Source organism: Thiocapsa sp., from assembly GCF_018399035.1.
Lineage (GTDB): Bacteria > Pseudomonadota > Gammaproteobacteria > Chromatiales > Chromatiaceae > Thiocapsa.
Genome location: NZ_CP073760.1, coordinates 3,249,272 through 3,261,763, shown reverse-complemented (window position 1 = coordinate 3,261,763; position 12,492 = coordinate 3,249,272). Strand labels below are relative to the sequence as shown.

The 12,492-nt window shown below is 58.1% G+C and carries 11 protein-coding genes; 1 reads left to right on the top strand and 10 read right to left on the bottom strand.

Features of this window, described 5'->3' with window-relative positions; all coding sequences use genetic code 11:
- Positions 1 to 112 precede the first annotated feature (112 nt).
- On the top strand, positions 113 to 388 hold the full coding sequence (locus KFB96_RS14785) for a PBPRA1643 family SWIM/SEC-C metal-binding motif protein (RefSeq protein WP_213457720.1): 276 nt from the start codon (positions 113 to 115) through the stop codon (positions 386 to 388).
- 213 nt (positions 389 to 601) lie between these two features.
- Here KFB96_RS14785 and ssb read toward each other — a convergent pair whose 3' ends face one another.
- The 10 genes from ssb to KFB96_RS14735 all read right to left on the bottom strand — a co-directional run bounded on the left by ssb (position 602) and on the right by KFB96_RS14735 (position 12,492).
- Complete coding sequence (ssb, locus tag KFB96_RS14780) at positions 602 to 1,069, bottom strand: single-stranded DNA-binding protein (protein ID WP_213457721.1); 468 nt, start codon at positions 1,067 to 1,069, stop codon at positions 602 to 604.
- 25 nt (positions 1,070 to 1,094) lie between these two features.
- Positions 1,095 to 1,391, bottom strand: a complete 297-nt coding sequence (locus tag KFB96_RS14775) for a hypothetical protein (RefSeq protein WP_213457722.1) — start codon at positions 1,389 to 1,391, stop codon at positions 1,095 to 1,097.
- A 494-nt stretch (positions 1,392 to 1,885) separates the two neighbouring features.
- A complete protein-coding gene (locus KFB96_RS14770; protein WP_213457723.1) occupies positions 1,886 to 2,563 on the bottom strand; it encodes a hypothetical protein in 678 nt (225 codons plus the stop codon).
- A 1,135-nt stretch (positions 2,564 to 3,698) separates the two neighbouring features.
- On the bottom strand, positions 3,699 to 4,409 hold the full coding sequence (locus tag KFB96_RS14765; protein WP_213457724.1) for a hypothetical protein: 711 nt from the start codon (positions 4,407 to 4,409) through the stop codon (positions 3,699 to 3,701).
- Between the two features lie 372 nt (positions 4,410 to 4,781).
- A complete protein-coding gene (locus tag KFB96_RS14760; protein WP_213457725.1) occupies positions 4,782 to 5,027 on the bottom strand; it encodes a helix-turn-helix transcriptional regulator in 246 nt (81 codons plus the stop codon).
- 1,006 nt (positions 5,028 to 6,033) lie between these two features.
- A complete protein-coding gene (locus KFB96_RS14755; protein WP_213457726.1) occupies positions 6,034 to 6,255 on the bottom strand; it encodes a hypothetical protein in 222 nt (73 codons plus the stop codon).
- A gap of 430 nt (positions 6,256 to 6,685) precedes the next feature.
- Entirely contained in the window at positions 6,686 to 8,773 is a 2,088-nt protein-coding gene (locus KFB96_RS14750) for a 3'-5' exonuclease (RefSeq protein ID WP_213457727.1), read from the bottom strand.
- A gap of 88 nt (positions 8,774 to 8,861) precedes the next feature.
- Complete coding sequence (locus KFB96_RS14745) at positions 8,862 to 9,194, bottom strand: hypothetical protein (RefSeq protein WP_213457728.1); 333 nt, start codon at positions 9,192 to 9,194, stop codon at positions 8,862 to 8,864.
- Entirely contained in the window at positions 9,191 to 9,523 is a 333-nt protein-coding gene (locus KFB96_RS14740; RefSeq protein ID WP_213457729.1) for a hypothetical protein, read from the bottom strand. Before KFB96_RS14740 ends, KFB96_RS14745 begins: the two co-directional genes overlap by 4 nt.
- The gene (locus KFB96_RS14735) at positions 9,520 to 12,492 is read right to left on the bottom strand and encodes a site-specific DNA-methyltransferase (RefSeq protein WP_213457730.1); all 2,973 of its coding nucleotides are present in this window, start codon (positions 12,490 to 12,492) and stop codon (positions 9,520 to 9,522) included. Before KFB96_RS14735 ends, KFB96_RS14740 begins: the two co-directional genes overlap by 4 nt.

Below are 12,492 nucleotides of genomic sequence, written 5' to 3'. Positions count from 1 at the left end.
GTTTTTGGGGGTTATTTCCCGTCCATGGGAAATCGCGTAGCGCGTGGTGGTCGATGGCTGGATGCCGGGGATCCGTGCACTTGAACTTAGGACGAAGATCCTTGAGGCTTAAATGGCGAAGTTAGGCACAGAGAAACGCCCGATTATTTGTCGGGTTCACAGCGATGAGAGAGCGCAGTACGTGGCAGAGATCTGCGCAGAACATGGATGGCATTACATCATTGGGTTCGAGCGTGATCAGCCCGAAGATCTTTCGGACTTAGAGCGCATGCTGAATCCAATCAAGCCAGTTCATACCGATAAAGTCGGACGCAATGATCCTTGTCCTTGTGGAAGTGGAAAGAAGTACAAGAAGTGCTGTGTCGCAAGCTCAACGCTCGTCGCATAAAAATCTTCATGCCGTTACTCAGAGCCTGGAGCCGAGAACACAGCATCGGTGACCTGAGAGGCTGGGATTGAAGAGAACCTGCTCACCGACATAGATTTTCAGTGAGCAGGAATTAACCCCCTGAAACCCCCAAACCCCCCATTCTCAGAACCTGCTCACAGCAATTTTCAGTGAGCAGGAAATAACCCCCGGAAACCCCCAAACCCCCCATTCTCAGAACGGAATGTCGTCATCGCCCTCGGCCAGCGCCGGCTCGGGCCGTGCCTTCGGCTTACGCGCCTTACGGACCGGCTTTGGCGGCTCGGGCTTGGGTTCCGGTGCGGGCTCCTGCACCGCGCGACCGTCGAGCATCTGCATGGAGCCGCGTGCGTCGACGATGACCTCGGTGGTGTAGCGCTCGTGGCCTTCGGCGGTCGTCCACTTGCGCGTGCGCAGCTTGCCTTCGACGTAGACGCGCGAGCCCTTGTGCAGGTACTCGCCCGCGATCTCGGCGACCTTGCCGAACAGCGCGATGCGGTGCCAATCGGTACGCTCGTGCAGCTCGCCGGTCGTGCGGTCGGTCCAGCTTTCGCTGGTCGCAAGGCTGATGTTGGCGACCGCATCCCCGCTGGGGAGCGTGCGCACTTCTGGATCGGCGCCCAGATTGCCGATCAAAATGGCCTTGTTGATGCCGTTTGACATGGGATTCTCCTGAAGGATGGGTGAGTTAGAAGGGAACGGTCCAGCCGCTGACCAGCCGGCCGTAGAGGAACTCGGCGTAGTCGAAGAAGCGGGGGCCCATGAACCACGAGACGGTGCTCAAGGCCGCAAGATGTCGGTCGTTGAGTGCGTCGTCGTTGATGCGGCGTTCGGGGCTAAAAGGCGCGTTCATCGGCACGCCCCTCGGTGGTCCATGAGCCGGCCGTCGAGGAAGACGACGTAGCTCGGGGGTGAGGCCGAGAAAGCGCTGGACGGTGAAGCGCGCACAGAGGGTGCGGGTGTTGCGTTGGTCGTCGTCGGGCATGGCGGGTCTCCGCTTGGTGTGAGCAAGACAACTCACCTCCCGCGAAGCGGCCTTAATGCAGACGTAGAGCCGACGGGGCCGAGGGCGCACGACACGCGCGGCGGCACCCGCCTGGACGTTTCAGGTCGTTTGAAGACTTGCGGATTTGACGTCAAATCGGCCGACTGGAGGGACGAGACGTAGGAGGAAAAGGCTAGAGGTCGGCGGCTGGGGCGTGGGGCGTGGCGTCGAGTGGGGCCCCCCCTCGACCGGAGAGGCTCTTGAGATCTGAAGTGGGGGTAGCGGAAGTGCTTACCCTAAAGAGGAAAGATCTCAGTTAAAGATAAAAAATTTCCAGATTTTTTCTGAGACTTTCGACGAGGACGAGGGTGGGTTTTGAAAGCCACCCCGCTTGCCGTGGGGTGTGTCGAGGCGGACCGCACCCACGATACCGGGCTTGCTCCACAAACGGTCAGCCCGTCGCTCGCTGCGCTCGGCCGATCTAACCTTATTCGTTAGGTTTCATGGTTTAGGTCGCGCTCATGTAGGTCACGCTCATGTAGGCCTGCTTTATCAAATTGGCTCGATGACCTGCCGAATCGCCAGAGAAGGAAAAGGAAAGCGCCGACGAGGACGAATACTGCGAGCTTGAAAAGGTCGGGAGGCACGTCTCCGGGGGCAGGCAGAAGTGAGGCCACGAAGAGAAGAAGCCACACCGCTACAACGAAAACGCTCAAGATTTGGTTGAGCTTGCTGACAGAGAACTGCGCCGGTGAGGTAAGGAAATTGCCAGCCGAATTGTCGGACGTGACTGCTACTACCTTGTAGAGAGGGCCAAGAGTCATGTCTTCGAGAATGTCAACATGACGTTCCCAGTTGCTTTGCCAAAACTTGCTTCCTCGATTCACCAAATACCAAGTGAAGGAGAAAACAAGGCCAAGGGCAGAGAAAAGAATGGAGAGCGACGGTTCAGGGTTAGCTGCCTTGTAGGTCAGGGCATACCCGGCGAATGCGGCGGCGATGAACGCCCAAAAATAGGTTGCTCGCTTCCAATATAACTCAATTTCAAATTTTCTGATGTCGAGCGCGTAGGCCAGCGCTCTTCCGGCGCGTGTGTCAGCGTCCTTCAGATCATCTTTTGAGCGCGGCTTATCCGGCTCCGCAAAACGTGCCTGGTACTCAGTCAAATTCATTATTTGCTCCTCTGTAGATGAATCTGCGAGTAAACCGAACGAATAAGCATTTATCCGGTGTGTGCGTGGCAGTGATCCTTGATGTCCAAGAGGCGCTCATAGCGCACTTCGGATAACTAAGGAAGTGGACAGATCAATTTCCATCTAACCAGGATCCTAACCGTAAGTTCTTGCAAACAAATACAAAAACAAACCCGGCAATCGCTCCCTCCAGTTCAGGTGGGTCTGTTTTAATGCCGTTCGTTTCCTCCGTGACGTGCGCGGCGCGGCATGGGGCAACCCTAGCAGAAGATGAGCCTAGCGCCTTTTTGCTATCTACCTTGAGAACGCTGGACACAAAAGCTCAAAAGTCTGAGTTACGATTAGGGCACCGCTCGAATTACTACCATCCAAAATATCACCAGTGGATTCATTCTTCCATGTGAATTTCCATGGATCATTCGAATCGCTGGAGCGCCTAATCATCACGAAGGGCCCACCCCAATTTGTCATAACTCGCTTCCTTGGACAATCCGCTGAAGAGGAATGCATTGCTTCGCCCTCCGCTTCAAGAGTCGCGTCTATGCACTGCTGCACTGTCAACAACCCTCCATTGGGAATGGTTATACCTCCGGAGTCACGTTGGCAACATTCGATCGCGTCGAGTTTTGTGGTCGTGCCGATGGCAAGGGCGATTTCGGTGTCTTCCCCTGTGATTCGGAGAACGGTAGCGCCGCATCCTTTTGCCGTTATTGGGAAGCTGCCGGATGGGTAACCTGCTTGCAGGAGACTAGACTCAGCATCGGCAACGAGAGTGACTGATGGTGAACGGCTAGCTGTTGATGATGGGGTAGTCAAGGTAGCGGCGCATGATTGCAAGAATAGGAGCATCAAGGCTGCCGCATATATGAATGATCCTGGGTAAGCGCCTGATCGCATATCAATAATCATAAAAACTAGGGCTAGGTTTAAAAAGAGTCACGCGGTCGAACGACCCAGGCGCAGACTATCCGGCGCTCAGTGCGACTGAGGTTATGGCGAATATGTAATAATGGTTACCTGGGAATGAGTGCCTACAAAACCTGGCCCCTCGTTGCCTGTCATTACATCTGGCATCGTCCCAGATATAGACTTGGGAAGTCCACTACAATTGCCTTCATCCGCCTATTGCTTTTAGAACATGAAAATTTGCAAGCTCTTTTAGTGTAAACGATTCATTTCCCTTAAGTGTGAGTTCCAAATCCGCATGTTTTCTAAACCAATCCTCTTGCATTGGCAGGAAAGTTTTCACATACTCCTCCCCCTTCTCGATGACTGCTATCGCCTTTCGATCTCGATAATCTTTCAAGAGAACTTCATACTGACTATCTCGGATTCTTTTCGTTTTCTGTAAGCGAATGGTCGAAGCTGGAACATAGTAAACTTTATCCCTGGACGGATTGCGCGCTAGCTCTCCCCCTTTCTTATGATACCAGTATTCCTCAACTTTCTTTTCTTGGTTCGCAATTCCGTAACGAATAGCCAGGGTTTCATTAGCATGCCTACCGGTGACTTGGTAAGTATAAGGCGTATCTTGGTGGTCACTGTCTCTGTGTTTTTCGCGCTCAGCTTCCTTTCTTTTGTTCTCTTCCTCTCGCTCAGTCCGATTTAGAGCTTCACGGACTGCTCTTGCTATTTCCTCCGACTCCGCTGGATTCACAGCTGGACCAAATAAGTTGGAAACGGCTCGCCAAAGAAAATATAACAGCACCAAGCCAAGAATCGGTAATACTAGAAAGCGAAACACTGCGGAAACCGCAGCCGCGATCATAGTTAAAACCGCACCAAATATAGCCAAACCAAGTACAACATTTGAGAATAGCCGCATTGCCTATTCCGGTTACGCTTGCCAAAGGGGAGAAAGGGTGACCAAGTTTCTTCCAAACATCAACCTAGACATCAAGCACGCATACAGCGGACAACAAAAAGCCGAACGCCTCGAACGATCAAGAATCGCTCCAGGCAGTTCGGCTTGATGTGTCGTTGAGTCCATGGCTTGCGCTTCCTCCGTGACGTGTGCGGGACTATAGCACAGGATTTCGCGCGGGGTCCTCCCGTAAGATCGGGGCGCAGCGGACAGTAGATCGATTTGACGGCTCGGGCCCAATAGGAACTCACCGACGTAGGCGGGGTCCAGGGCACGGCTCCGGGAGCCGTGAGCCCAAGTCTCCGGCGGAGCCGATTTGACGTCAAATCGCCGTCAGGCAGGAGCCGCTCTCTCCCCGTCAAGGGTCAAGAGCCAAGCGGCCGAGACATCACCGAAGGCGTTCGCCAGTGTCTCCGCCTCCTCGATGCCGGGACGACGGATGCCGTTCTCATAGTTCGCGAGTCGGGACGGCGAGATGGCTTGGCCTGTAAACCGTGACAGGTCTTCGAGAGTCCATGCGCGTCGTGTGCGAGCTTCGCGAATGCGGGAGCCGATTTCATGACTGCGGGTCTGTTCCATGGTCGGATGCCTGTCGGAGTGTGTTCGCCGAGTTTGGTGTTCGTGACGAAATCGAAAGAACCGACTGACTCGCGCTCGCTGGATGGTAGCGGCGATTGCTGAGCCCTCCTCCCGGCGAACCTTTAAGTCCGGGAGGTCCGCGCTCGGGTAATGTCCCGCCATCACTTCCCGTTGAGGCCGTCTCCGCCGCTGTATTGCCGTTAGGCCGAGCCAGAACCGGACGCAACGAGAGGTCTTCCTCGGCATTCGCGCCCAGCTCACCGTCGACCTCAGATAAGTAAGGCTACTTCTTCACCTTATTCAGAAAGAAACACCTTGGGCAGTTGGTCACCGTGTCGTAGGGAGCCAATACCGCTGCAAAGTTAGCCTTACAGCTCGCACACGTTACCGAATGAGTCTTGCGACTTGGGCCATTCGTACCATGATCAGATGAAACTGAAGGCATGGAGCCGGCGCGCGGGCGGGGTGGTGTCTTCCGGGGAGCCTCTTTGCGCGGTGGGTTAACTACCACTTGAGGCGGAGGATTCGATGCTTGCGAGGTAAGATTATCACGGTAGTAAATCGCGAAGCCCGCTAGGCCGGCGAATATCCAACCGATAACTTGAATTATCAGATAACTGCTTGTAATTGCAAAGTACGCGATGCTGCCGCATACAAGGAGAAAAGGCCATAGCTTATTAGTTCCGGCGCACACACTAGCAAACCAGGATCCAACAAGCCAAATCAGAAATGCCAAGCCAGCCAGGCCACCGATTAAGTCTCCGCCACTCCCGCAGGAACCGCTTTCGCACATCCACTCGTTATAGATCGCTCCGTACAATGGCCCAGAAGCGAGCGCCAGCAAGCACACCAATACCGAACTTCTATAAATCATATACCACCATGAATCTGTCCATCTTCGGCGGGCAATCTGATTTCTGATACGGATGTATCGTAAGGCAGTTGGCTACCTGAACAGTTACCAAGTAAGTGCACTGCTGCCGGATGTCACCAGTGAAGGTAACGTTTAACTTGGGGTGCGCGGTGCCGACTTTTCGGCGGAGTGTCCCGCTCGAAGCGATTGCTGGGCAATAAAGCGCTCAAGAATTAGCGGAAGACCTTTTTCTCGCCAAAATTCCGGATCAACGTGTCCAGAGGACATCCCGCCTTCAGCATAACGATCAATGTAAAACATGTCCCTAGTACTGATTGGGCGCGCAGTCAGCGCAAGAAATGCTGCTTCCAGCATGACCTTTAGGGTATCCGCTGAGTCTGGTAAAGGGACGGGTCGAAATACCCGCGACATGTCTTTCCAGAGAAATGGGTCGCCACGAAGGCCCCACCACGACTCGGGATGTGACCGGAAAAGGTTTCCAACAGAATTCATATGAGGCTCCGACACCTTAGAGATATTCGAGATTCGGTTCGCTATCTCATAGGCTGCACGACTTCAAGACTCGCGCAAGGGTAGCGCAGCATTTCCAAGTCAACAATCTCAGATCACGTCGTGAGGACGACGAGCCCTAGAACCGGGACCGAACGTGACGGACCATGGCTCTTGGAGCAATGACGGACTCAATGGAGTTTAACCTCCTCATGTTCCGCTACTCGGCGCCTCACACTCGCTTGACCCATGCGCGAGGCATGAGTTCGCGCTCCGCCTTTGGGTTCAGCGTCCTTCATCCTCGTGGAGGAATCAGCAAGTCATCGAGGAACTCGGATGCCGGAGCAACGCCGCTGACGAAGAGGTGATCGCGTGCCCGTGTGCAGGCGACGTAGAGCAGGTGGCGCTCGGTGTTGTAGACCTCCGCGAGATCACTGTCGTCGGTCACGGTTTCGATGCGCGACTGCGAGGGGATGACTTCGTCGTCGCAGGCCATGACGGCGACGGCGCGAAACTCCAGTCCCTTTGCGAGGTGCATGGTGGCGATGGAGAGATGTCCCTGGTCGGTCTCGACATGTTCGTCCAGGATTTTGGCCGGTAGTCCTGTTTCGGTGGCCGCGGCACGCGCACGCTCCAACTCAGACTCGGAGCGGACGAAGATGGCGATCTCATGCGGTTCGACGGATTCGCCGATGCGTTGCGTGATCCAAGCGGCAACCGCGCCGGCCTCCTCCGCGGGCGTCTGGAAGCTGACGACGGTGGGGGCGGGACCGTTGAAGACCGAGATGGTGCCGCGTCGGTCTTCGGTGTTGCCGTCGACATCGGCTGTTTCCGGTCCGAGAAGGCGGTCCGCTTGGCTTCTGATCTGATGCGAGGTGCGATAGTTGATCTGAAGCGTTCGGGCGCGGCCTCGGATGTCGACTCCGAGGGACAGCCAGGAGAACGGCGGCTGCAGGATGCGCTGACCGAGGTCGCCCGCGAAGAAGAGTCCGCTCGGACGGCCTGCGGCCAACGCGGCGAGGAAGCGAAGTTGGGGCACGCTGAGATCCTGCGCTTCATCCACGACCACGAAGTCGAACGGCTGCTGTCGGCGTTCGCCCAACTGGGTTGCGAGGTCGGTCAACATGGCTGCGCGTGTGATCACTCCGCTCTCGGTCAGCGCGGCTCGGACGGACTCGAAGATGGTCCAGAGCGCGGCCCGCCGGGACTCCGGCAGACGCGTCTTGCGCCCCAGGCGCTTGACATCCCGATAGTCATCCCACGTCTCCAACTGCCAGGCGTCGACCAGATCCGTCCATTCCGAACGCAGGAAACCGAGACCGAACGTCTGATTCCCGGCCGCCGCGCTTGCCTCGGCGATCAATCGGGTCACCTGCTCATCCGTGGCCATTCGTGCCGGCCCGAGATGTCGCGCATACAGCCGGCTGCCGACGGCATTAATGGCGTCGACTTCGAGCCGCTCGGCGAGTCGTGGCTCGGTGCTGATCAGGCGTCGGAGCTGGGTGCGCAGCGCATTCGCCAGCGTCTCGGAGAGGGTCGTCAGCAGGACACGACTCTCCGGATGTCGGCGCGCGAGAAAGACCGCGCGATGCAGCGCGACGATGGTCTTCCCGGTGCCGGCCGACCCGCACACGCGCGCCGGGCCGTTAAACTCGCGCTCGACCCATTGGCGCTGGGCGGGATGGAGAAAGATGGTCCACTTGTCCCAGGGGAAGGCCAAGGCCCGCTCAAGTTCCTGCGCATCGCTCATGATGCGGAAACGCCGCTGGGCGTCCGGATGGGCGAAGGGGTCCGCATCGGGCGTCGCGACGGGGCGGGAGACGGGCGGCTGCTCGCCGGTTGCCAGTTGCAGCAATGCCTCGGCCGCTTCGGCGGGCAGATGATCCGCCAGTTCGAGCAGGGTGTCCTCGTTGGCGAGACGGACATCGGCCAGCCATTCCGGCGGGACGCCGTAGCCGAGCAGTTCCGAGTCGGAGCGCTGGGCAAACAGAAGCGGCCTCGTGGGCGTGGGTTGCGCGACCTTGACGTAGACCGGCACCGCAACCTCTTCGATGCGCTCGCGAATCTCGACCAACTGCGCGGCACCGGTTTGCGGATGGACCTCCAGTTTGCGGCGCTCGGCCCAGGCGTAGGCACGGTCGTGATGATCCACGTAGCACAGCAAAAGGCTCCCCGAGGCCCGATGGACAATCAAGCGGATGTCGCTGCCGACCCGGACCGACCAGAAGTTCTTATCTCGTGCCTTGTCGAGTTTGTGAAACGCGAGGCCGGGGTTGGCCGGATTGATCTGCAAGTCGAACGCCGTGGTCTTGACGGCCTTCTGCTCGTCCCCCGCGAGGCGGGCGAGACTGTCGGTGAAGGTGTCGGCGATGCGGAAGTCCATAGGATCGGGCCTTGTCGGGAGTCACATTGGCCTTTGCCCGTGACCGAGCGGCCGGCACGTTTTCAACATCGGCGCGCGGCGCTGGAGATCACGCATGCGACCTCTGCGCCATCGGCAGGAAGGCCATGCAGGGCTCGTCTGCATCCGACGGGTTGAACTGATAGAGGCTCGGAGCATGGGGAACACCCTGTGCATCCGTGAATCTGTCCAACCATCGCGCGCAGTCCCGCCGCTGTGGGCAGGTCGGGTCGCGGCAGCGCATCAGGTCGTGGCCGAGCGATGTTGTGCTCCGGAGACGCTCGGCAATCAGCTCAGGCGTGAAACTGATTTGCATTTTGGGCACCATGTCATGGGTGTTGGAACGGCTCGATACTGAATCTGGCGAGCCTGGAATATGACCTTCTGTCATCGGCCTGGTCATGGCCAATTCTCTGTATACCACCGGGCAGGCGAGTTCAGGTTCCAATGCTCCGTGGGTATCGTCTTCAAGAACTCGACCGCGTCTTTGAATACGCCATGGCGAATCGCCCAATCGAGTTGCTCTGCGAGTCGGCGGTGTTTGGCATCGTCCGATGCGCCCGACGCGGCGAGAATGAGCGGAGCCGGCGGTTTCGACGCACTCGGCTCCCCGCTGCGGAGCAGGAACTCATAGAAGGCTTGCCAGTGCATGCCCGCTGGACTTGACCGGCCCTCCGCCTTGATCGCGGCGAGGAAGCTGTCTTTCTCGGCAGTCTCGCTAGCGGTCATCATGACCCCACCCGAAACACCTTCATAACCTCGTCTCCGAGGTGGTTGATCACCTTGACCGCGATCCGACCGGAGGCTGGCTTGGGGAAGGGGCGGGAGATGTCGCTGTTGAGGCTGGCCCAGGCTTCTTCGTTGATCTCGGCCTTGAGGGTGGTCTTGAGCGCTTTGTAGGGATCCTCGGCACCGAGGAAATAGGCGTGGCGCACGAAGAAGCTCTCTTCGTTGTAGTCGGTGTCGATGAACCAGCAGGCGATGCCCTCGGGGCCGTCGCTGCGCACCTCGCCGGTGCCGGGATGGAAGACATCCACGCCGTTGATCTTGATCCGGATCCGGTCGTCCTCGGCCGGCAGAATGGCGATGTCGGGCTCTCCGAAGATCACGAAGAGGTTGCCCGTGTTGGTGGTCTTCAGATCCTCGGCCATGTGCAGGTCGGCATTCATGCGCGCCTTGAGCACCGGGATGCGTCCGAGCTTGTTGAACTCCGTGGCGTGGGCCTCGTAGTTGAAGGCGCAGGCGATCAAGACATCGAAATCGGCTTCGCCGGCCTCGCGTGCGGCGCTCACCAGATCGGGACGGGTGACGGTGCCGAACTCGGGACCGATGAGGATGGCGGCACGCTTCTCGGTACCGCCGTCCTGCGCGCCTTCGAGGTATCGGCCTTCGGCACACACGAATTCGCCGGGCCAGGCCGTCAGCGACGTGAAGCTGATCTTGTCGGCCTTATGCGCCTGCTGCACACCGGCAACCTTGAGGTTCTCCAGGATCATCCGGGGGAAGCTCGGCGTGTCTCCGTACCCGGCATCCGGGGTGGCGACGCCGTCGGCCGGGTCAATCAGTTCGTCGTTCTCGTCTACACCGAGCACACGGTGAGGCGACAGGCTCTCGACGGTGAACGGGCCGGAGACGCGGACGGTCTTCTTGTCGGTGTAGGGTTTGTCGTAGAGATACTCGGAGTCGGCCTTGGCGGCGATAGAGGCGTCGATCTCGCGCTGGCGGCCGATTCGAGCTTCCCAGAAGTCTGCGAGCGGCTGTTTGGTCGCAGTGGGCCAGTCCGACGGCACCTCGTGTGGGACCTCCCAGTCGACCAAAGCGTAGGCCGGCACCGACTCGTCGCTCGGCATCGTGAAGCTGGCATCGCTTGGCGCGTCGAACTTCACGTCCTTGCCGTCGCGCCCGCCGGTGGTGACGCGATAGGGCTTTACGTGGCCGCGCAGCGCGGCGTTGAGCCGGTCCAGTGCATCCTGCACCTTCGGTTGCCATTGCTCGTAGATGACATCGATCTCGGCGTTGTTCGCGATGGACTTCAGCGTGATGTGCGGGACGCGCTCGTAGACGAAGCCGTGGCGGATGTCGCCCCGAGTCGACTGTGACGAGGGGGCGCTGCGGCTGATCTCGGCCTCTTTGAGCTGCCCCGCTGGCGAGTCGGCGAGCAGGTAATAAGGATAGCGTGCGCCCATGATGCGTGCGCGAGCCAGAGCGAGTGCGACGCGGGAAGTGTCGATGGTGATCCAGCGGCGGCCCCATTGCTCGGCGACATAGGCGGTGGTGCCGGAGCCGCAGGTTGGGTCGATAACGAGGTCGCCGGGGTCGGTGGCAATGAGGAGGCACCGCTCCAGGATTTTCGGATGCGTCTGGACAACATATGTCCCATCATCATCGCCCCGAGTGTCGTTCCAGACGTGCGGCAATTCCCGCACGGGAAAATCATCGAAGTAGCGCTTGTAAATCCTCAACCCAGACTGCTGGAGGAGACGTCCTATTCGCCAAAGTCTTTTGATGCCATCTGCGCTGGTTTTCCAGTGTCGATTAGGTTTGCATGAAAGCGTGTAGTTTTTTCCATTTGCTGTTACCTCGATGTCTGGATCATTTCCACCTTTCGAAACAATGCTGTCCGTTGTCAAAATTCTTGCGCCTTGCGGAAGCATCACCTGGCCATTTTCTATGAAGTTGCTAACAGGGAGTACTTTACTCGATTCAATTTCCACCCGTTTGTATTCTTTCGCGCCGACGTCCCCACGAGTCGTGCGCTCATAAAATTTTCGATACTTCAGGACCCCGAGCTTTTTTGCGTAGAAAATAACGTAATCGTGCGTAGTTGGGAGGGTGCTGGTAGTGGAGCCACTAGTTTTCTGAAACGCTATCAACGAGCAAAAATTATCCTCACCAAACACTTCATCCATCACCGCTCGAACCCGATGCACATTCTCATCCCCGATCTGCACAAAGATAGATCCGGATTCGGTCAGCAGATCGCGCGCAACTGTCAGCCGATCCCGCAGATAAGTCAGATAGGAATGAATGCCATCCCGCCAGGTATCCCGAAACGCCTTCACCTGCTCCGGCTCGCGGGTGATGTGCGCGACATTGCCGTCCTTCACATCGCGGCTGGTGGTGCTCCATTGGAAGTTGCTGTTGAATTTGATGCCGTAGGGCGGGTCGATGTAGATGCACTGGACCCTGCCGCGTAGACCCTCGCGCTCGGCGAGGCTGGCCATGACCTGAAGCGAGTCGCCCAGGATCATGCGGTTCGACCAGTTCTGGTCGTGTCGATAGAACTCGGTTTTGTCGGCGTCCTTGGGGATGCCGTTGAAGTCGGCGAAGAGGTCGGCGGTGCCCATGCCGGCGTCGTGCTGGCCTTCCTTGGTTCGGCGCAAGAGATCATCGATCAACGCCTTGGGGTGGACCTTCTCTTGGATATAGAGCGGCGGCGCATGGACGACGAGGTCGCTCCAATCCTGTTGATCCTTACCGCGCCAGATGAGCTGCGGATCGAGGTCGCGGTTGCGCTGCCCCTTCTCGTCGGCTAGCGCATCGGGCTGCTCGGCGGGTCCGCGTGCATAGGTCACCCGGACCGGGGCCTCCTCGTCCTTGCGCATCATCGACTGGTATTCGGCCGTCGGGATATTCTTGCGGGTGGCCTCGTCGTGAGTGATTGTCTCGACGGTCTTCTCGGTGTTCGTCTTCTTCGCCAT